Genomic DNA, 22,189 nt, shown 5'->3' with positions numbered 1-22,189 from the left:
GGGCCGGTGACTCCTGTTGGCAAGGGATGGCGATAGTAACAAACAGTGCCCGCAAGGAAGGTGAATCCTGACGGGCGTTAGCCACGTTCAGGACAACGGGAATAACCCGAGTCGAGCACGCCACACCAGCCGCGCTCCGGAAGAAATTGTGTGTACATTCTTCAGCCTGGCGGGTGAGCAATAAACTCTGTGCATTCAGGAACCAGTATTACTTCAAAAAAAAACCGCCCTTTCGGGCGGTTGAAAAAACTCGGCCTTGATCAAAAACCGAGGGAGAAACTCACCGTCACCGCGTGGTCCTTGTCGTTGCGCGAGAGTTGACCCGAATAGCCCAGGCCCAGCTTGCCGTTCTGGCTGATCTGGTAGTCCAGGCCCGCCTCCACCACCGCGCTGTCCTTGGCAATCGGCACGCCCTGGGTGCTGAACGAGCCACCGCCATTGATGAAGCTCAGGTCGGCGTCAGGCTTGGTATCGCCGAAGGCATGGCGCCAGCCGATGCTGCCCCGTGGGGTGATTTTCGAGCCGTTGCCCAAGGTAAGGGTCTGGCCGATGCGTACGCCCAAGGTCGAGTAGGTAATATTCTGGTCGGCATCGCCACGCAGGGCTGCCGAACCGCCTTTTTCCTTGATCGTATCGCTGTCGTAGTTGACGTAGGCCAGGCCGGCGAACGGTTCCAGGGCCACGCTGGCGGTTTGAATGGTGTAGCCGACTTCACCGAACACCTGGGCACTGCGTGCCTTGTAGTCGGCTTTCAGGCGTTGGCCCTCACCGCCGACCGCCACGTTGCGTTTGCTTTCGATGTCATGCCAGCTGTACGCCACGCCCATGCGTGCGGCGAAGGCTTCCTGCTGGTAGGCGGTGTAGGCCATCAAGTGGTAGCTGTCCACATCGGCACTGGAATTACGGCGCTTGGCATCCAGATCACTGCGGGTGTAGCCGGCGGCCACACCGACGCGCCAGGCGTCGTCCACTTGCTTGTCGGTGCCGAGCAGGAAGCCGCTGAGATTGCGGTCCAGCTTGGCGGTGTTGCTGTCACCGCCCATATGGCCCCAGGTGCCGAGTACGCGCATCCAACCGACCATCTCGCCGTGGCAACCGGCACTGGTCAGACGGTTTTCGCTTGGCGCCAGGGCATTGCGTGGGTCGTCCTCGCGGTAGCAACCGGGTTGGCGCATACGCTCGTTGACCGCGTCACGTACGTAACGCGAATCTTCGAGCATCGCGCTGGCGGTGCTGGCATGAATCTCGCCAGACAAGCTGTCGAAGGCTGCACGCGCTCCTGCCACGTCAGAATTGAGCAACGCGTTCTGCACCGCCACGCCACCGACGGCTGCGCCGCTGCCCAAGGCCGCCGCCACGCCGCGCTGGTTAGCGGTAGCCGCCACACTGGCATAGCTGACGTTGTTGCGGCTGACCGCCAGTGCCACCTGGGTTGGGCTGTAGTTCAACGCGGTAGTCAGGAACGCCAGGTTCTCCAGGTTGGTGGTGGCAAAGGTGCCGTTGACCGCGCCCGCAGTCAGCAGGGTGTAGGTGGTCGCGCCGGCATACGGTGCCAGGTTGATCACATTCAAGGTGCCGCCCAGGTTGGCAGTGCCGCCCACGGCCAGGGAGCCGGTGGTGGATGGGGTAATCACCAGGTTCAGCGCGCCCGTGCTGGCGTTGGTGAAGTTGCCGGCCACGGTCAACTTGCCGCCGTCAGGCGTCACTGAGCCGTTGTTGACCAGCGAACCGACACTGCCGTTGCCGGTCAGGCCCGCACCGTTGGCCACGGTGACCTGGCCGCCGAGCACCGCGCCTGGGTTGGCCGCATTACCCACCTGCAGCACGCCCTCTTGCACCGCTACGGTCCCGCTGAACGGCTGGTTGCCGGTCAGCAACAGCGCACCGGTGCCTTGCTTGACCACCGCACCGGTGCCGCTCAAGGTGCCGTTGAATTGGCCATTACTGCTTTGGGCAAATACCAGACTGGCGTTGTCGAGGATGCTGCCTTGCAGGCTGGTGGTATTGCCCACCAGCGTACCGCCACTGACCGTAGTGCCGCCGGTGTAGGTATTGGCGCCGGTCAGCAGCAACGTGCCGGAATCCAACTTGTTGATCCCACCGGTTCCTACCAGCGGTGCATCGATCTGGGCGGTCACGCCGGAGTTGACCCGCACCGCAGCCAGGCTGCCATCCGCCGCATTGGTCGGGCTCAAGCTGCCCCCAGCGCCGGCCGTCAGGGTGTAACCGGCGTCAAGGAATTGCAGGCCGGTAAAGCCTTGGTTACCGACAACCGTCACGGTGCCGCCCTGCCCGCCAAATACCGCGAACTGGTTGGTGGACGCCTGCCCTTGGGTACCGGTGGGGTCGGTCCAGTTGGTGCCCGGGCCCCAGGTGCCGCTGCCACCGGTGATGGTGCCGTCGGGGTTGGTGGTGCCGCCGTTCCAGAACTGGATCTGCCCTGGGGCATTTTGCACCACCAGGTTGAGCTGGTTGGCCAGCGCGGTTTGCAGGCTCACGTTGCCCAAGGCGACGGGCAAGGTGCCAAAGGTAAGGCCGTTATCGACCAAGCTGCCGCCATAGCGGAACAGTTGATACACGCCCAGACCGAAGCCGCCGGCATCACTGACGTTGAGCGTTCCGTCCAGGGTCAGGTTGCCAGCGACATTCACCGCAGTGCTCGAAGCACCCGGTGCGCCGAGGGCGAAGTCCAGCGTGGTGCCCGACGACAAGGCCAGCGAGCCCACCGACAGTGGGGACGTCGAGCCCGCCTTGAGCACCGAACCGTCCGCCATGCTCACCGCACCGCCCAAGGTGCCGCTGCCACCCAGGGTCGCGCCGCCGGCAACTTGCACCGCAGCGCTGTTCAAGGTGCCGTTGACCAACAGGCTGCCGGTGTTGACGTTGGTAGTGCCGGTAAAGGTGTTGTTACCGGTCAGCAGCAACGCGCCGGTGCCGGTTTTGTTCAGTACGCCGGTGCCGGTGAGGTTGCCGGTGTAGGTGCCGTCGGTGGCTTGCTCAAAGGTCAATGCCGCATTGTTGGCGATGGCGCCTTGCAGGCTGTTGGTGTTACCGGTGGTGGTGCCACCGTTGAGCGTGGTGCCGCCGCCGTAGGTGTTGGCACCCGCCAGCAGCAAGGCGCCACTGCCGTTTTTCACCAGGCTGCCGGTGCCGCTGACGACGCCGTTGAGGGCCAGGTCATGGCTGCCGGCCAGGGTCAGCGGGCCGCCCAGATTGACGGCATTGGCCAGTTGCAGGTCAGTACCACCATCCAGTTGCGCAGCGCCGCCGACAGTCAGGGCACCGCTGCCCAGTGCGGCGTTGTTGCCCAGCACCAGTTGACCGGCGTTAAGGCCAGTGCCGCCGCTGTAGCTGTTGGTGCCGTTGAGGGTCAAGGTTGCAGCGCCGTTTTTCACCAGGCTGCCGCTGCCGCTGATGCCACCAGTGAGGGTCAGCGCGTTGCTGCCGCCAATCGCCAGGGCGCCGTTGAGTGCAGCTGCATTGGCCAGGCTCACTGCCGCGTTGCTGTCCAGGGTGGTGCCCGCCGCGGCAGTCAGTACGCCGGTGCCCAGGGCACTGTTGTTGCCGACCACCAGGGTGCCGCCATTGAGCGTAGTGCCGCCGGTGTAGCCATTGGCGCCGTTGAGCACCAGGGTGCCGCTGTCGAGCTTGGCCAGGGTACCGGCACCATTGAGCGTGACGCCCAGGGTGGCGGTCACGTTCGGATCGACGCGCACCGCGGTGTTGCCGGTGCCGCCATTGACCAGGTTAAGCACACCCGCCGTGCCGGAGGCCAGGTTGTAGCCATCGGTGACAAACTGCATGCCGGTGATGTTTTGCGTGCCGTCCACCGTCACATTGCCGGCTGCGCCCTGGAACACTGCGAAACTATTGGTCCAGCCTTGGTTGAGCGTGCCGTCGACATTGGTCCAGTTGGTATTGCCGGTGCTCCAGGTGCCGTTGCCGCCGTCAATCGCGCCGTTACCGATCAGGCTGTTGCCATCCCAGAACTGCACGGTAGTGTTAGGCGCAGTCACCAGCAGGTTGACCTTGTTGCTGATGGCGGTCTGCACTTGCAGATCGCCCGGCACCACGCTGCCCGGCAGTATGCCGAGGGTCAGGCCGTTGTCGGTAAGCGCCCCGCCGTAGTTGATGAGATTATAGACGCCGCTGCCAAAGCCGCCGATATCGGTAACGTTGAGGTTGCCGTCCAGGGTCAGGTCGCCGCCGACATTCAGCAGCCCGGTGCCGCCGCCCACAACTGGGGTGCCTAGACCGACATCCAGATTGGAGTTGCCGCCCAGCACCAGCGAGCCCACCGACAGCGTGCTGCCGGTGTTCAGGCCGATATGGCCGCCGTCGGCGACAGTCACGGCACCACCAAGAGCACCGCTGCCGGTCAGGGTCGCGCCGTTGTTGACCGCCACCGTGGCACTGGCCAGCGAGCCTGTGACATTCAAGGTGCCACCGTTGACGTTGGCTGCGCCGCTGATGCCATTGGTGCCGCTCAGGTTGAGCACACCGCTGCCGTTTTTATCCAGGCCGCCGGTACCGCCCAGCGAACCGCCAAAGGTGTTGTCCAGGTTGCTGCCGCCCACCGCCAGCGTGCTACCGCCCGCCACCTGCACCGTGCCGTTGCCGGCCAGCGTGTTGAGACTGGCATTGCCGCCCAGGTTGAGGCTGGCGCCGCTGCCGACAGTAACGCCGGAAGTGCTGCCCAGTGCGCCGTTACCCAACGTAGTCACGCTGCCGCCGGCCACAGTCAGCGGGCCGCTGAAGGTATTGCTACCTGTCAGCAACAGGTCCGCTGCGCCATTTTTGATCAGCGCCGCATTGCCGGCCAGTACCCCGGCCAGGGTCAGGTTATTGCTGCCTGCGACGGTCAGGTCGCCATTAAGATTGACCGCGTTGGCCAGCACCAGCGGCGTGCTGTTGGCCAGGGTCGCCGCCCCGCCGACGGTCAAGGCGCCCGACCCCAGAGCCGTGGCGTTGCCCAAGGTCAATGTACCGGCATTGAGGGTTGTGTCACCGCTGTAGCTGTTGGCGCCGTTGAGCGTCAGGTTGGCGCCGCCGGCCTTGGTCAGGGAACCGCTGCCATCAACTACGCCATCAAGGCTCAGATCATTGCTGCCGCCGACTGTCAGCGCAGCATTCAGGCTGGTGTTATTGGCCAGGGCCAGTGCAGCGCTGGTATCCAGGGTCGCGACGCCATTGACTGCCAGGGCACCGCTGCCCAGGGCCGATGCGTTGCCCAGGGTCAACGACCCCGCGTTCAGTTGGGTGCCACCGAGATAGGCATTGGCGCCATTAAGGGTCAGGTTGCCCGCACCGGTTTTGGTCAGGCCGCCGGCACCACTGACCACACCGTTCAAGCTCAGGTCGGCAGTTCCCAGAATGTCCAGGTTACCGGCCAGGTTCAGGGTATTGGCCAAAGCCACCGCGGTGCTGCTGTCGAGGCTGGTACCGGCTGCCGCGTTCAACGCGCCACTGCCCAGTGCGCTATTGGAGCCCAGGATCAAGGCGCCGGCGTTGAGTGCGGTTGGCCCGGCGTAGGTGTTGTTACCGCTGAGGGTCAGGTTGGCGATGCCATTTTTGATCAGGCTGCCGGTGCCGGCCACGGTGCCGGCCAGGGTCAAGGCGTTGCTGCCGCCAACAGTCAACGTACCGTTGACGTTCACATTGTTGGCCAGGTTGACCGCAGCGTTGCTGTCCAAAGTGGTGCCATTGGCGGTGGTCAACACGCCACTGCCCAGGGCACTGTCATTGCCGACCACCAGCGTGCCGCCATTGAGCTCGGTGCCACCGGTGTAGCTGTTGGCCCCGTTGAGTACCAGGGTGCCGGTGTCCAGCTTGGCCAGGGTACCGCCGCCATTGAGCGTGACGCCCAGGGTCGCGGTGACGCCAGGGTCGACCCGCACGGCGGTGTTGCCGCCGGTGCCATTGAACAGGGTCAAGGCCCCCGCCGTGCCACCCGCCAGGTTGTAGCCATCCGTGACGAACTGCAACCCAGTGATAGCTTGCGCGCCGTCAACGGTGACGGTGCCCGCTGTGCCCTGGAATACCGCAAAGCTGTTCGGCGCCCAGGTTGTATTGAACGCGCCGTTGACGCCGGTCCAGTTGCCGGTGCCTGCGCTCCAGGTGCCGCTGCCGCCTTCGATGGCACCGTTGCCGGTGACTTGACTGCCGTCCCAGAACTGCACGTTGGTACTGCCGTTGACCAACAGGTTGACCTGGTTGCCGATGGCGGTTTGCAGGTCCAGATCAGCGGCTGGGATATTCACCGGCAGGCTGCCTAGTTGCAGGCCGTTGTTGGTCAGGCCGCCGGTGTAGTCGATCAGGCGATAGATACCGGTGCCGAAGCCGCCGATATCACTCACGTTGAGCGTACCGTCCAGGGTCAGGTTGCCGTTGACCTGTACCAGTGCCGTACCGCCGGTGGATGGCGCGCCAAGGCCGGCATCCAGGTTGGAGTTGGCATTGAGCAACAACGAGCCGGTGGTCAGGGTAGCGCCCGAGTTGACCGCCAGGTGGCCGCCATCGGCGATGACCACATTGCCCAGCAAGGTACCGGTGCCGCCCAGGGTTGCGCCGCTGCCCACGCTCACATTGGCGCTGGCCAATGAGCCGTTGACGAGCAGGCTGCCACCATTGACCAGCGTATCGCCGGTGAGCGCGCTGAGGCCACCGAGGGTCAGGGCGCCCGTGCCGTCCTTGGCAAAGTTGCCGAGCCCGGCCAATACGCCGTCGAACGTGCTGTCGAGGTTATTACCGCCAACGCTCAATGTGCTGCCCGCCCCGACTGTCGCCAGCCCTGTGCCGGTGAGCGCGCTCAGGCTGGCGGTACCGCCCAGGTTCAGGGAGGTACCGCCCGCCAGATTGACGCCGGCACCGACACCCAATGCCCCATTGCCCACGGTGGTAAGGCTGCCCGATTGCACATCGAACAAGCCGTTGAAGGTGTTGTTGCCAGTCAGGCTCAAATCAGCCGTGCCGGTTTTGATCAGGTCACCACTGCCTGCCAGTACACCCGCAAGGGTCAGGTTGTTATTGAGACCGCCCACTGTCAGGCCTGCATTGAGGTTGACCGCGTTGGCCAGCACCAGCGGTGTGCTGTTGGCCAAGGTGGCCGCACCGCCGACCGTCAAGGCGCCGGTACCCAGCGCCGCTGCCGTACCGAGGGTCAAGGTGCCCGCATTGAGGGTGGTACCGCCTTGATAAGTGTTGACGCCGTTGAGCGTCAGGTCGGCGGCGCCGTTCTTGACCAGCTCGCCAGTGCCACTGAGCAGGCCACCCAGGGTAAGGTCGTTGCTGCCGGCTACGGTCAGCGCCGCGTTCAGGACGGCATTGTTACCGATGGTCAAGGCTGCATTGTTATCCAGGGTTGCGGCGCCACCAACGATCAGATTGCCCAGCCCCAGCGCCGCCGCATTGCCCAGGGTCAGCGTCCCGGCGTTCAGTGTGGTACCGCCGAGAAAGGCATTGGCACCCGTCAGGGTAAGGTTGGCAGCGCCGTCTTTAGTCAGGCTGCCGGCGCCATTGATCGCCCCCGTCAGGGCCAGGTCGGCGGTGCCGCCGATGCCCAGATTGCCCGCCAGGTTGATTGCATTGTTGACGCTCAGCGCAGTGCTTGCATCCAGGGTTGTACCGCCTGCCGCATTGAGCACGCCAGCGCCCAACGCGCTATTGGCCGCCAGCACCAGACCACCCGCATTCAAGGCCACCGGGCCAAGGAAGGTATTGCTGCCACCCAGGGTCACAGTGGCCGCGCCATTTTTGATCAAGCCGCCCGTGCCGCCAATCACGCCGTTGAGCGCCAACGCGTTGCTGCCCGCCAGGTTCAGGTCGCCGTTGAGGGTGACGTCATTGCCAAGCGCTGCCGCGGTATTGCTGTCCAGCGTGGTACCCGCCGCAGCGGTCAGGGCGCCAGTGCCCAGCGCGGTGTTACTGCCGACCACCAACGTACCGCCATCGAGCAAGGTGCCGCCGGTGTAGCTGTTGGCACCACCGAGTACCAGTGTGCCGGTATCGAGTTTATTCAAGGCACCTGCCCCGGTGATATCGACGCCAATGGTCGCGGTTGCCAGCGGGTCGACACGCACCGCGAAGTTGCCACTGCCGGTGCTCAACTGCCCCACGGTGCCATTGACCAGATTGTAGCCATCGGTGACGAATTGCATGCCAGTAAGGGTCTGCGCACCCTCCACGCTGACGGTACCCGCCGCGCCCTGGAACACCGCAAAACCGCCGCCCCACGTCTGGTTGAGAATGCCGTCGGACGAGGTCCAGTTGGTGCCGCCCGCCGTCCAGGTGCCGCTGCCACCGTCAACACTGCCGTTGGGCACGGTGTTGCTGCCGTCCCAGAAACGGATGTTCGGTGCCGACACCACCAGATTGACCTGGTTGCCCACCGAGGTTTGTACCAACAGGTCACCCAGGCCATAGCCCAACGGCACGCTGTTGACGTTCAATGCGCCGGCCAGGCTGCCGGTGTAGTTGATCAACCGATACACACCGGCACCGAAACCACCGGCATCGCTGACGTTCAGATTACCGGCCAGGTTCACATTGCCACCGACATTCAGCAACGAAGTCAGCGAAGGTGCACCGAGGGCCACATCCAGATTGCCGCCGGCGCTCATGTTCAAGCTGCCGGCGGATAAGGTCGCGCCGCTACCCAGGGCCAAGTGCCCGCCGTTGTTGATATTCACCGCACCCAACAGCGAACCGCTGCCGGTCAGCGTGCCGCCGCTATTCACGTCAACCACCGCACTGCCCAGGGAACCGGTGAGGTTCAAGGTGCCTGCGTTGATCGCCGTGTTACCACTGATGCCGTTGATCCCGGTGAGGTCCAGCGTGCCGGTGCCGACCTTGATCAAGCCACCCGCGCCACTGAGGCTACCGTCAAAGGTACTGCTGGTGCTCAGGCCGCCTACGGTGAGATTGAAACCACCGCCCACCGCCACGTCGCCCGTGCCGCTGAGGCCGGCCAGGCTGGAATCGACATTCAGGTTCAGCGCCGCACCGGCTGCCACGTTGGCGCCGGAACTGCCCGCCAGGGCATCGGCGCTCAACAGCGTGACGCTGCCAGACAGGATATCCACGACGCCAGTGAAGGTGTTGCTGCCCGACAGCGCCAGATCGGCCAGGCCATTTTTGATCAGCGCACCCGCGCCGCTGATCACGCCGTTCAGCGCCAGGTCGTTATTGCCCGCGAGGCTCAAGTCGGCATTCAGTGCAATGTCGTTGCCGATCCCGAAGGCCGCGCTGTTATCCAGGGTGGCTGCGCCGCCGACCGTCAAGGCGCCGCTGCCCAGCGCGCCCGATGTGCCCAGGGTCAAGGTACCGGCATTGAGGGTGGCGCCACCGCTGAAGGTGTTGGTGCCGTTGAGGGTCAGATTGGCCAGGCCGTCCTTGATCAGCGGGCCCGCGCCGCTGATCGTATTGCCCAGGGTCAGCGCATTGGTGCCGCCAACGGTCAGCCCGGCATTGAGGACAATGCCATTGCTCAGCGCAACCGCCGCGCTGCTGTCCAGAGTCGCCGCGCCGCCGACAGTCAGGTCGCCAAGGCCTAGCGCCGAGTTGCTGCCGACGGTCAGTGTGCCTGCATTCAAGGTGGTGCCACCCAGGAAGCCATTGGCGCCACTGAGAATCAGGTTGGCCGCGCCGGCTTTGGTCAGGCTACCGGCACCATTGATGCCACCGCTCAGGGTCAGATCGGCGGTGCCGCCGATGCCCAGGTTGCCCGCCAGGTTGACCGCATTGGTCAAGGTGACGGCCGTGCTGGCGTCCAGGGTCGTGCCCGCCGCCGCATTTAATGCTCCGGAGCCCAACGCGGTAGCGGAACCTACCACCAGCCCACCGGCATTCAGCGCGGTAATCCCGGTGCGGGTGTTGTTGCCGGTCAAGGTCAACAGGCCCGCACCGGTTTTGATCAAGCTGCCGGCGCCGGACATCACCCCGCCCAACGTCAGCGGGTTGGTGCCGGTCAGCGTCAGGTTGGCGCCCAGCGCCACGTTGTTGGTGAGTAACGACGCACCGCCAGCATCAAGGTTCGCGGCACCCGTCACACTCAAGCCACCGCTGCCCAATGCGGTGTTATTGCCCAACACCAGTGTGCCGGCGCCCAGGCTGGTGGTGCCGCTGTAGCCGCTGTTGACGCCATTGAGGGTCAGGCTGCCCGCACCGCTGTGGGTGATCCCACTGGTGCCGGAAATCGCACCACCCAAGGTCAGCGCGCCGGCGACGTCGGTGGTCAGGTTGCCGTTCAGGGTCAGCGCATTACCCAGGCTGACAGTACCGGGGGCCTGCAAGGTGGTGGCTGCACTGACCGTCACTGCGCTGCTGCTCAAGGCCAGGTTATTGCCCAGTTGCACCGAACCGCCGGCCAGGTTCGTCGCACCTGTGTAAGTATTGGCGCCGCTGAGGATCAGTTGCCCGGTACCGGCCTTGGTCAAGCCGCCCGCGCCCGAGAGCACACCGCTGAGGGTCAGCCCGGTCGAGGCACCCTGCACCGTCAAGCCGCCAGTGCCCAGGGTCAGCAAATTGGACAGGGTCAAGCCATTGCCGGTGGCCTCGATGGTCCCGCCGTTGACGGTCAACACACCAGTGCCGAAGGTGGTGTTGTTATTGAACTGCGAAATGCCGCCATTGAGGGTCGTGCTGCCGCTGACCAAAGGCCCTTGCAGGGTCCAGGTGCCGCTGTTGATGGTCAGGTTGTTGAAGTTGACATAGTTGGCGCTCGACGCTGTGCCAGTCCCCGTGATACCGCCGCCGACACCCGTGGTGTTCTGCAAGATCAAGGTGTTGCTGCCCAGCGCGCCACCATCCACTTGGCCGGTGGGCGCGAATGTCAGGTTTACACCGAGCAGTCCGCCCAGGCTCGCGCCGATGCCGCCGCCGTTCGTTACGCTTGAACCGGTGACAGCGGTGAAGGTGTTGGTGCTACCGGCCCCCATCGACACACCGCCGGATATAGTCCCGGTGTTGAGGAAAGTGTTACCAGCGGTGGAGCTTTCGAACGCCACGCGCCCGGTCAGGGTACCGTTGTTGGTCATGTTGACTTGCCCGCCGCCTTGCACCGCCACCACTGGGGTGTCGGAAGTGAACAGGGTCAGGCCGAGCAAGGACGAAGAGCCGATGGTGCCGTTGTTGACGATGGTGGTGATGCCGCCTGCACCGTTGGTGGCGTTCAGGGCCATGCCATCGAGCGAGGCCAGGTTGAGCCCGAGCAGCGCACCGGTACCGCGCATGATGCCGGTGGCGGTGTTGGTGATGTTCAACGCGCTGGCTGCCGTGTTGCCGATCACTACGCCACCGCTCAGCACTGAAACCAATCCCAGGAGTGCCGGGTCAATGGTGCCGGAGTTATTCAACGTCGCGTTGTTACCCGTCAGGGTCAACGCTTTGCCGCCCAGCGTCGCATTGAGTTGCGCTCCGGCGCTGACGTTGACCGTCAGGTCGTTGACCGCGCTGCTGAAGGTGTTGAGGAACAATGGCAATGACGGCACGCCCGTACAGGTCACCGTCGCGCCGGCTGCAGGACTTGCCGGGGTACAGGCAGCGAACACATCCGGGCTCGCCAAGCCCATGACCAAACCGGCCACGCCCAGGCGGATAGCAAGAGAAAGCGCAGAAATACGAGGTACAGCGGCAGTCGCAAGTCTTCTATCCACGTTCTACTCCTTGTGGTGCAAGCGTTTCGTCCATGAATGCGTAAAAAGCCCGGGTTTAACCTTCCACACGCATCGAATTCGAAATACCTGACCGTGTTGACTAACAATCCAGTTTGTCGAAACGTTAGTAGAGCCACGGAAAAGTCATTGAATTAAATGGTATTAATACTTTCGTAAAACCCGTGATCGAATGGGGTAACTACCAACATCCATTGACTGTCGCGACAAAAATACAAGTTTCAAAATGTGAAAAAGCGTTCTAATAGCGCCCTATCTCCCTCGCCACAGCAATAGTTAGCCGTTGATCCAAGTAAACAATGGAGTTCGCAATGCCCCATGAAGGCAACCTGTTACAAGCGGCCGTAGTGTTCCTGCTCGCTGCCGTGCTCACCGTGCCCCTGGCCAAGCGCCTGCAACTAGGTGCGGTGCTGGGCTATCTGTTTGCCGGTGTGATCATCGGCCCGTCGGTACTCGGCCTGATCGGCAACCCGCAAAGCGTGGCGCAGTTCTCTGAATTGGGTGTGGTGCTGCTGTTGTTCATCATCGGCCTGGAGCTGTCGCCCAAACGCCTGTGGGTGATGCGCAAGGCCGTGTTCGGTGTCGGCCTGGCCCAGGTGCTGCTCACCGGGTTGGTCATGGGCGCGGTGGCGCTGTGGCTGTTTGGCCAGCCATGGAACAGTGCCATCGTGCTGGGCCTGGGCCTGGCGCTGTCCTCCACCGCGTTTGGCCTGCAAAGCCTGGCCGAGCGCAAGGAGCTTAACCAGCCCCACGGGCGTCTGGCTTTCGCCATCCTGCTGTTTCAGGACATCGCGGCCATCCCGCTGATCGCCCTCGTACCCTTGCTGGCCGGTGGCAGTCACCCAACCACCGAAGCCGAGGGCCTGCGCCATGGCTTGCAGGTACTGGGCAGCATCGCCGTGGTGATCATCGGCGGGCGCTACCTATTGCGTCCGGTGTTTCGCATCGTCGCCAAAACCGGCCTGCGCGAAGTATCCACCGCCACCGCGCTGCTGGTGGTGATCGGCACCGCCTGGCTGATGGAGCTGGTGGGCGTGTCCATGGCCCTGGGGGCGTTCCTCGCCGGCCTGCTGCTGGCAGATTCGGAATACCGCCACGAACTGGAATCCCAGATCGAACCCTTCAAGGGCCTGCTGCTGGGGCTGTTCTTTATCAGCGTGGGCATGGGCGCCAACCTCAGCCTGCTGCTCAGTACGCCGCTGGTGGTGATCGGCCTGACCCTGCTGTTGATCGGGTTGAAACTGCCCCTGCTGTACGCCGTTGGCCGCATGGTCGGCGATCTCAATCGCGAAAGCGCCTTGCGCCTCGGCGTGGTACTGGCAGCAGGGGGTGAATTCGCCTTCGTGGTGTTCAAGATCGGCCGCGACCAAGGCCTGTTCGAACCACACCTTTACGATGTGCTGGTGCTGACCATCACCCTGTCCATGGCCTTGACCCCGCTGTTGCTGCTGGTGTGTCCGAAGCTGTTCAAACCCAAGGTCAAGTCGGTGGAAGTGCCGGAGGAATACCGCGCCATCGAAAGCGACGCGCCCCGCGTGGTCATTGCCGGCATGGGGCGGATGGGCCAGATTGTGGCGCGGATCCTGCGGGCGCAGAACATTTCGTTTATCGCCCTCGACACCTCCGTGGAAACCATCGAGCTGACCCGCAGTTTTGGCGGTATGCCGGTGTTCTACGGTGACCCCCAGCGCCCGGAAATTCTCCACGCGGCCAAGGTCGATCAGGCGGAATTCTTCGTCATTGCCATGGACGATCCGGAGATCAACATCAAGACCGCCGCTCTGGTGCGCAGCCTCTACCCGCACATGAAGATCATCGCCCGTGCCCGTAACCGCCAGCACGTACACCGCTTGGTGGACCTGGACGCTTCACCGGTGCGCGAAACCTTCTACTCCAGCCTGGAAATGAGCCGCCGCACCCTGGTCGGCCTTGGCTTGAGCCAGGCTCAGGCCGACGCGCGCATCAACCGCTTCAAGACCCACGACCAGCAAGTGCTCGCCGCGCAACACGCGGTGTACGACGATGCAGCCAAAGTCATGCAAACCGCTCAGGAAGCCCGTACGGAACTGGCGCGCTTGTTTGAGATGGACAGACTTGAGGAAGAGTCCGACAAGGTGTGACATGGAGAATGAACGAAATTGCGAATTTTCTGACAGAATACGCCGCAATTTCGTTCATCCCTGGAGCGCCACATGGCCACGTTCACCAAGACCGCAGTGCTGCTGGCCCTCGCGCTTACCGCCGGCAGCGTGTTCGCTGCCGCCAAGCCAACCACGCAAAAAATCTCCACCCTGGGTGGCAAGTTCACCTTCAACCTGCCCAAGGCCTACAGCGCTGACGCCCTGCCCTCCGGCAAGGCTGAGGACGGCACCGCTGATACCCAGGGCACGCTGTATGCCAACTCGACAACGAAAAGTGTGGTGATCGTCGCCGAAACCGTGCGCAACGATGGGGCAACCATCAAGGATAACGACCCGCAGTTCCTCGATGGTGCCGTGGCCGATTTCGTCAAGGACCAGAGCGCCGCCCTGCCCGACTTCAAGAAGCTGGGCGAGAAGAAACTCACTTACAAGGGCCTGGGCCTGCGCCAGGTTGACAGCAGCGCTACCCAGGGCGGCGGCAAGACCTTGAACTCCACGTTCCTGGGTGGTTCCGGCAACCATCTGCTGGTGATCCAGGCGATTTCCCGGGCCGATGATGTGAAGGGGCATGCGGCATTGGTGAAGCAGATTACGGGCGGCAAGTAACCGCCCCTCCCACATTTTTTACTGCATTTCACTTCAAGCTTTTCTCTAGCCAGGCTTTCAAGTCCTGCACTTCCGCTTCGCTGATCGTGTGATTCATCCCCGGGTATTCATGAAACTCCGGCTTGAGCCCCAACCCCACCAGCACCTTATCTGCCTGCGTGGCCGAGCTGAAGGGCAGCGCCTGGTCCAGAGTGCCATGGCCGATAAAAATCGCCAGTTTGCCCATGGACGCATCAGGCTTCAGCGCAGACCTGAGTACCGGTAGCACGCTGCCACTGAGCGCGGCGATACCGCGTACCAACTCGGGTTCACGCAAGGCCACCTCGTAAGACATGATCGCGCCTTGGCTGAACCCCACCAGGAATACCCGATCGCTTTGGGTGTGGTACTTGGCCGTGGCCTTGACCACAAAGTCCTTGATCAGTCGGGCGCTGCTGAACAGTTCATCGGTCTCGCCGTTGTACTCAGGCTCATCAGTCTTGGTAAACCAACGATAACCGTGCGGTTCCACCGGCAGCGGCGCACGCACTGACAGGTAGGTCCAGGTGGATGGCAACGCGTCCTTGATACCAAACAGATCTTCCTCGTTGCTGCCAAAACCATGCAGGAAGATCACCAGCGGCTGATTGCGCGCATCGCTCTGGGTTTGTTCCAGGTAGGACAACGGCAAGTCGGTCTGCAAGCCGGTATCGGCATGAACGGCGCCGGCCACCAGGGCCAGTGCGAGGGCAAGCTGTTTGAGCATCGGATTTACCTCAGGGTTTGCGCAACAAATAGGTGTCCATGATCCAGCCGTTTTCCAGGCGCGCCGCCTTGCGTACCCGTTCGATCTCTTGCGCCACGTGGGCCACTTTACCGCTGATCAGGATTTCGTCAGGCGTGCCCAGGTAGGCGCCCCAGTAAATATCCAGGTCCTGATCCGCCACGCTGCGGTAGGAATCTTCTGCGTCGAGCATCACCACCAGGGTATCGGCATCACTGGCCTGCCCCGCCGCCAGGCGACGTCCCGTGGTGATTTCGACGGACTTGCCGATACGGTTCAACGGCACCTTATGCTGGGCCGCCAGCGCCTGCACGCTGGTGATGCCGGGGATCACCTCGAACTCGAACACGCACCGGCCACTGGCCAGGATCGCCTGCAAGATACGAATGGTGCTGTCGTACAGCGCAGGATCCCCCCAGGCCAGGAACGCCCCCACTTCACCGTCGGCCATTTCTTCGTTGATCATGCGCTCGAAGGTGTGCTGCTTATCGCGGTTAAGGTCCTGCACGGCGGTGGTGTAGTCGATGTCACCGCGTACGCGCTCAGGGCAATCGGCCTCGACAAAACGGTAGCCGGGCTCGGTGATGTAGGTCTGGCAGATCTCACGGCGCAGGTCGATCAGCTTGTCCTTGCTCTGGCCCTTGTCCATCAGGAAGAACACGTCGGTACGGTTCAGCGCCTTCACGGCCTGCATCGTGATGTAGTCAGGGTTGCCGGCGCCAATGCCGATGATCAGGATGCGTTTCATGGGGTGCTCTCAGTGCGGGGCGTTGATTTTGCCATGATCTGCACGTCAGGCGTGAGTTTCCAGGCGCAGGCGCCACACGCCATTGAAGCGCAACTCAGTGGCCGACAGGGGCTCGACGTCGATCCGATAGAACATCGAGACCGGGAACTGCATGACGGAGAGCATCGCGGCGCGAATCACGAACGGGTGGGTCACGGCGACTGTATGGCCGGGGTGGGTTTCGAGCGATGCGAGCCATTGGCCCACACGCGCACAGAGCTGATCCACCGACTCGCCGCCATGGGGTGCGCGGGTGCTGTCGGCGCTCCAGGCCTTTAATTCCTGGCTATCGAGTTGGCTGATGTCCTGGCCTTTCCATAAACCGAGATCAACATCGCGCAACGCCACTTCAACCTCGGCGTGGGCGCCGAACAAGCCGGCTGTCTGGCGGGCCCTGGCTTCGGGGCCGCAGAGCAGGCGTGGCTGTTTTTTGTAGCGTCCGGCCAGGGAGCAAGCAGCACTTTGCCAGTCCATCGAGACGGACTCATCGTCGGGAAAACGCCCATGTTTTTGCAGGGGGGTGATGGCGTGGCAGATCAGGGTCAAACGGGTGGCGAGCATCGCACTTCACTCTGTTTTCGGTATGTTACTGCACCCCCAGTGTGAAGGATGTACCTGTGGGAGGGGCTTGCCCCCTCCCACATTTAATCAGGCGGATGCACTCTCACTGAGCGGAGCGGCTGCGGCCTGAGCCTGCAACTGCGCGGCTTGCTGGCTGTATTCGCGCAGGTAGACGATAAATTCCTGCAACAGGCGGTCCCACAGTTCCAACTGGCTACGCAGATGCGAAGCGCCGACACCGGCCACCACCACGTCCATCTCCATCAACAGAAACTCACCCTGCACCGACAACCGCGCAAAGCGCCGCGAGGCATTCCACACCTGGGCCAGGCCCTCGGGCAATTCACCCTGCACCCGCAGGGCGCAGCTGTAGGTAAAGTCCACGTAACTGCCCTGCTCGGCCGCCGGGTTGCCAAAGCGCACGGCAAAACCGATGCCCTGGCTGGCGCTGAGCAATTGCACAACGCCGTTCTGCTCAGACTGGTTGACCCGATACCCGGCTTCCTGCAACAGCTCGGTGAGGCTTTGAATGGATACGCTGGTGATCAGTTGAACATCGCTCATAGTGGTCTCTTCCTTGTTGATCATTGATTAAGGCGGTGTGCGAGCATCGAACCGATTAAGGTATAGCTCATCGCCAAAACCTTGGGTCAATTCATTGGAAATGACCCATTCTCATCACAACAACGGCTGGCCACCTTTTTTGGATCGTGCTGCATCAGTTGGATAAGCGTCGACTATGAGGCCGTCTTCGGGAGCAAGCCCCCTCCCACATCGGCGGGCACAAGCGCCGAATGACCGCTGGCGACAAAATCCTCCTTGCGCAACACCACCAGTGCCACCAACGACACCACCCCGGTGGCCACGTAGAAGTACCACGGCGAAGTAATGTCCCCGGTCACCTTGATCAACCAGGTGGAAATCAACGGCGCACTGCCGCCAAACACCGCCACCGGCACGTTGTATGCCACTGCAATGCCGGTGGAGCGAATCCGCGTCGGCAGCAGCTCACTCATCAACGCGTAGGTCGACGACGCATACAGCCCGAACAGAATCGCCACCGCCATCAACGGTGCGAAGAACGACGCCGGGGTCGCGGTGGGTGCCGACTTGAACAGCCAGAACATCGCCAGGGTCGCCAGCGTGCCGATCACCATCAGGAACGGCTTGCGCCCGTATTTATCGGTAAATGCCCCGCCAAACGGCATAACGAAGGCGGCCGAGAAGCTGGCAACGAACACGTAGAGCAAGGTGGTGCCGCTGTCGAACTTGAGGATCTTGGCCATGTAGGTCGAGGCGAAGGTCAGCACCAGGTAGAAGATCGAGCTGTGCAAGGTGATGATAAAGAACACCAGGGCAATCGCGCGCTTCCACTGCCAGACCTCCCGCAGCGGCGCCCGCGAGGTTTGCCCGGCGCGTTGCAGGGCTAAAAACTCGGGGCTGTCTTCAAGCTTGAGGCGGATGTACATGGAGATAAAGCCCAGGGGCGCAGCGATCAGGAACGGTACGCGCCAGGCCCATTCCTGCATGACCTCGGCGCCCAGCACCCAGGTCATGCCATTGGCCACGGCGCCGCCCAGCAACAGGCCGAGCACAGCGGTGACCATCAACCAGCAGGTGGCGAAGCCGCGGCGACCGGGCCCGGCGTATTCGGAGATAAAGCTGGTGACCGTGCCGATTTCGCCGCCCGCCGAGAAGCCCTGCACGCAGCGCACCAGGATCAGCAGGATCGGCGCGGCGATGCCCAGGCTGGCGTAGGTCGGCAACAACCCCAGCATCACCGTGGAACCGGTCATCATCACCAGCGCCATGATCAGGGTTTTGCGCCGGCCGATCTTGTCCGCCAGCGGGCCGAAGAACAGCCCACCCAGAGGGCGGATAAAGAAGCTCAGGGCAAACGCGGCGAAGCTGGCCAGCAGGCTGGTGGTGGGGTCATCGGAGACGAAGAACGCCTGGCCGATATAGACCGCGAGAAACCCATAGACGCCGTAGTCGTACCACTCGATCAAGTGGCCCGAGGTGGCGCCCAGAAACGCTCGGCGGCGCTTGCGGACAGTGTCTTGTGCGGGATTGCCCATCGTGGGGACTCCTTGTCTGATTATCGATCCATGTCAAAGCGCGGCGATACTCGCTGCTTTCAACCACTGCCGCAAGTCGGTCTTGAGAATCTTGCCGTAGCTGTTCTTGGGCAAGTCGCTGCGCCACACATATTTTTTCGGTTTCTTGAACGAGGCCATGCGCGCCAGGAACCAGGCGGTGAGTTCGCCCTCATCCAGGGGCTGGCCGCTGCGCGTCACCACAAATGCCACCACCGACTCGCCCCACTGAGCGTCCGGCTCGCCCACCACGCACACCTCAAACACCTGCGGATGCTGGGCCAGTACTTCCTCGACTTCACGCGGGTAGACGTTGCTGCCGCCGCTGATGATCACGTCCTTGGAGCGATCCGTCAGGGTCAGATAGCCGGCCGCGTCGAGATAGCCGATATCACCGGTCAGCAGCCAGCCGTCCACCAAGGTTTGGCCAGTGGCCTGCGGGTTGCGCCAGTAGCCTTGCATCACGGTGGCGCCACGCACCGCGATTTCGCCGCGCTCGCCGGTGGGCAAAGGCTGGTGCGCAGTATCGAGAATACGGATTTCCACACAGGACTGCGCGTGGCCCACCGAAGCGGCCAGGCTGGCCCAGTCGGGGCGTTGGCGATCGGCAATCACTGCACGGGGCAACACGCTGATGGTCATGGGGCTCTCGCCCTGACCGTAGATCTGCACCAGGCGCGGCCCGAAGGTGTCGGCGGCTTCACGCAGATCGGCCAGGTACATCGGGCCGCCGCCATACACGATGGTCTTGATGCCAGCGCCGTGATAATCCTGGCGCCGTGCCTGCTCGACCATGCGCTTGACCATGGTCGGCGCGGCAAACAGCGACACATTGCCCACCTGCTCGGCCAGCCCGAACAGCTCGGCGGCGTCGAAGCCATGGGAGGCCGGCACCACGTGGCGTGCGCCGCAGCGCACATGGATGAAGTTATACAGGCCAGCACCGTGGGACATCGGCGCGGCATACACTGCCGCATCGTCGGCGCTGACCGCATCGACATCTGTGGCGTAGCACAGCGACATGGCGACCAGGTTGCCGTGGGACAGCATCACGCCCTTGGAGCGCCCTGTCGTGCCGGAGGTATAGAACAGCCAGGCGAGGTCCTGGTCGTGGCGTGGCACCGGTTGTTCCAGGGTCGGCCAGCCAGTGTTGGGAGGTAAGAGGTGGCCGTCCAGCTCCTTGCAGCGCGGGGGCAAATCCCGCGATGAGAACACCCGGCCGCCATCGGTAAAGATCAAGCGTGCCTCGGCGTTATCGGCAATCCACGCCGCTTCGCTGGGATGCAGTTTGGCATTGATCGGCACTGCCACGGCGCCCATCCACCAGATGGCGTAGAGCAACTCCAGGTAGTCGCAGCTGTTTTTCATCAGCAGCGCCACCGCGTCCCCCGGCACCAGGCCGTGCTGGTCCACCAGGTGCGCGGCGCGTTGGCGCACGTGGGCGGCGAAGGTGGCGTAGTCGGCCACTTGGGTGGTGCCGTTGAACAGCGCCGGGCGTTGCGGGGCCCGACGCTGGGTGTCGTGCAGCCAGTTGGCAATGTTCATGGCTCAGCTCCGGCGTGCCTGCAGGACCGATGCGTAGTTGGCCACCGCCATGCCGCCCATGTTGAACACCAGGCCGAACTCCGGGTTGGGCACCGCCAGGCCAATCGGTTCGCCGGTCAATTGCCGGAACGCCAAGGCGTGCATGGACACCCCCGTTGCACCGACCGGATGCCCCTTGGCCTTGAGCCCGCCGGAAAGGTTGACCGGCAAGCGCCCGCCGGCACGCACCACGCCGCTGTCGAGCACGCGATGCCCTTCGCCTTTGGGCGCCAGGCCCATGGCTTCGTAGATCAGCAGCTCGGCAATGGTGAAACAGTCGTGCACCTCGGCGAAACTCAGGTCTGCCAGGGTCACATTCGCTGTGCGCAGCGCTGCATGGATCGCTCGTTGCGGGCCTTCAAAGGCCAGGATGTCGCGCTGGGCGATGGGCAAGGTGTCATTGACCTGGGTCATCGCCCGGATCTGCACCTCGCGGCGAAACGCTCGCGCACGTTTGGGTGACGCCAGGATGATCGCAGCGGCGCCGTCGCTGATCAGCGAGCAGTCCGTCAGGCGCAGGGAGTCGGCCACGAACGGGTTGCTCTGGGACACGTTGTTGCAGTGCTCGAAATTCATCTCCCGATGCATCTGCGCCAGCGGGTTAGCCATGGCATTGGAGTGGTTTTTGGTGGCGATGGCCGCCATCGAGCCCAGCGGGCAGTGGTAGCGCTCGGCGTATTGGCGGGCGGCGCGGCCGAACAATTGCGGGAAACTCAGGCCGGCTTCGGCCGGGTCGTTCTGATAGCCGGCGCCGGCCAGGGCTTGGGTGACCGCGGCGGTGCTGGTGTGAGTCATCTTTTCGGCGCCCACCACCAGCACCAACTCGGCGCTGCCGGAGAGAATCGCATTGACTCCCGCCTGGATCGCCGCCGAACCCGAAGCGCAGGCGTTTTCGCAGCGGGTGGCAGGTTTGAAACGCAGCCCGGGGTCGGCCTGCAACAGCAACGAGGCGGCAAAGCCGTCGGGCACCAGCCCAGAGTTGAAATGCCCCAGGAACAGCGCGTCGATTTGCGACGCATCAATCGCAGCGTCGCTCAGGGCTTCACGGGTAACCTGGACGATCAGGTCTTCCAGCGTGGTGCCTTCCAGGCGACCAAAGCGGGAGTGACCAGCGGCAACAATGGAGACGCAATCAGCAGGCATAATCAATTTCTTCTGTTCTTGATCCGGACTTTACTTACAATGACCCACCCCTGGTCCCGCGCCAATTCGTGTAACTACTTACATGGGTAAGTAGCGCGCCAGGGCATTGAACAACGAGGCAGGATGCCCCATGAACGCGTTTGCACAGCAATTTCCCGACCTCGAACGCCTGGCGTTCAAGCTGTCCCCTGCCCCGCAGATCGTCACCAGCGACCGGGTAATACTCGACTGCAACGATGCCTTCCTGAAGCTGTTCGGCTATACACGCCAGGCACTGGTCAATCAGTTGACCCTTCTGATCTACCCGTCCCAGGCCGACTACCATGCCATCGGCAAGCGCAGCCATGACTGGCTGCTCGACAGCGACAACGGCTTTTATTCCGATGAGCGCTTCATGCAGCACCACAATGGCGAAGTGTTCTGGGCCAAGTCCCACGGCTATACCCTCACCCCCAAAGACCCGTTCAAGCTGATGATCTGGCACTTCGAACGCCTGGACCGTCTGCATCAGGGCACTGGCGACCTCACGCCGCGGGAGCGGGAAATCGCCATGCACATCGTCAATGGTTTCAAGTCCAAGGAAATCGCCCTGCGCCTGGCGATTTCCCACCGCACGGTGGAAGTGCACCGGGCGCGGCTGATGAAGAAGTTGCAGGCCAAGACCGTGGTGGAGTTGGTATCGAAGATCATTATGGTGGCGTGACAGGTAACGGCTATTGAGCAGGTTGCCTTCCCACATCATAGATATCTACACAACGTTGTAGCTGCCGACCGTAACCACGATGCAAAGCGAGCCGCTCTTGATCTTGATCTGCTTTTGATCTTAGGCGCCCCGTCAA

At 62.9% G+C, this 22,189-nt stretch carries 11 protein-coding genes; 3 read left to right on the top strand and 8 right to left on the bottom strand.

Annotated elements, in window-relative coordinates:
- Positions 1-260 precede the first annotated feature (260 nt).
- Positions 261-11,651, bottom strand: coding sequence for an autotransporter-associated beta strand repeat-containing protein (locus E4P01_RS11255; protein ID WP_216091207.1), 11,391 nt, complete (start codon positions 11,649-11,651; stop codon positions 261-263).
- Positions 11,652-11,980: 329 nt separating this feature from the next.
- Here E4P01_RS11255 and E4P01_RS11250 point away from each other — a divergent pair, with 329 nt between their 5' ends.
- Both E4P01_RS11250 and E4P01_RS11245 read left to right on the top strand, forming a co-directional pair.
- Positions 11,981-13,789 carry a monovalent cation:proton antiporter-2 (CPA2) family protein gene (locus E4P01_RS11250; RefSeq protein WP_078821080.1) on the top strand — a complete coding sequence of 603 codons (1,809 nt, stop codon included), beginning with the start codon at positions 11,981-11,983 and terminating at the stop codon, positions 13,787-13,789.
- Positions 13,790-13,861: 72 nt separating this feature from the next.
- Entirely contained in the window at positions 13,862-14,416 is a 555-nt protein-coding gene (locus E4P01_RS11245; protein WP_216091206.1) for a hypothetical protein, read from the top strand.
- A gap of 28 nt (positions 14,417-14,444) precedes the next feature.
- Here the strand turns inward: E4P01_RS11245 and E4P01_RS11240 are convergent, their stop codons facing one another.
- The 7 genes from E4P01_RS11240 to E4P01_RS11210 form a co-directional block, all read right to left on the bottom strand.
- Entirely contained in the window at positions 14,445-15,161 is a 717-nt protein-coding gene (locus tag E4P01_RS11240) for an alpha/beta fold hydrolase (protein WP_216091205.1), read from the bottom strand.
- Positions 15,162-15,171: 10 nt separating this feature from the next.
- On the bottom strand, positions 15,172-15,927 hold the full coding sequence (gene cobF / locus E4P01_RS11235) for a precorrin-6A synthase (deacetylating) (protein ID WP_005787570.1): 756 nt from the start codon (positions 15,925-15,927) through the stop codon (positions 15,172-15,174).
- 45 nt (positions 15,928-15,972) lie between these two features.
- Positions 15,973-16,527 carry a histidine phosphatase family protein gene (locus E4P01_RS11230; protein ID WP_078821078.1) on the bottom strand — a complete coding sequence of 185 codons (555 nt, stop codon included), beginning with the start codon at positions 16,525-16,527 and terminating at the stop codon, positions 15,973-15,975.
- Positions 16,528-16,614: 87 nt separating this feature from the next.
- On the bottom strand, positions 16,615-17,091 hold the full coding sequence (locus tag E4P01_RS11225; protein WP_032876374.1) for a YbjN domain-containing protein: 477 nt from the start codon (positions 17,089-17,091) through the stop codon (positions 16,615-16,617).
- A gap of 173 nt (positions 17,092-17,264) precedes the next feature.
- Positions 17,265-18,605 (bottom strand): MFS transporter, encoded by a 1,341-nt coding sequence (locus E4P01_RS11220; protein WP_078821077.1) that lies wholly within the window; start codon positions 18,603-18,605, stop codon positions 17,265-17,267.
- A 33-nt stretch (positions 18,606-18,638) separates the two neighbouring features.
- Positions 18,639-20,168 carry an AMP-binding protein gene (locus E4P01_RS11215; RefSeq protein ID WP_005787563.1) on the bottom strand — a complete coding sequence of 510 codons (1,530 nt, stop codon included), beginning with the start codon at positions 20,166-20,168 and terminating at the stop codon, positions 18,639-18,641.
- 3 nt (positions 20,169-20,171) lie between these two features.
- Complete coding sequence (locus tag E4P01_RS11210; RefSeq protein ID WP_078821075.1) at positions 20,172-21,350, bottom strand: acetyl-CoA acetyltransferase; 1,179 nt, start codon at positions 21,348-21,350, stop codon at positions 20,172-20,174.
- A gap of 130 nt (positions 21,351-21,480) precedes the next feature.
- Here E4P01_RS11210 and E4P01_RS11205 point away from each other — a divergent pair, with 130 nt between their 5' ends.
- A complete protein-coding gene (locus E4P01_RS11205; RefSeq protein ID WP_216091204.1) occupies positions 21,481-22,053 on the top strand; it encodes a LuxR C-terminal-related transcriptional regulator in 573 nt (190 codons plus the stop codon).
- Positions 22,054-22,189 lie beyond the last annotated feature (136 nt).

Source organism: Pseudomonas sp. NCIMB 10586, from assembly GCF_023127895.1.
GTDB lineage: Bacteria > Pseudomonadota > Gammaproteobacteria > Pseudomonadales > Pseudomonadaceae > Aquipseudomonas > Aquipseudomonas synxantha_A.
This window is presented reverse-complemented; position numbering and strand designations above follow the sequence as displayed.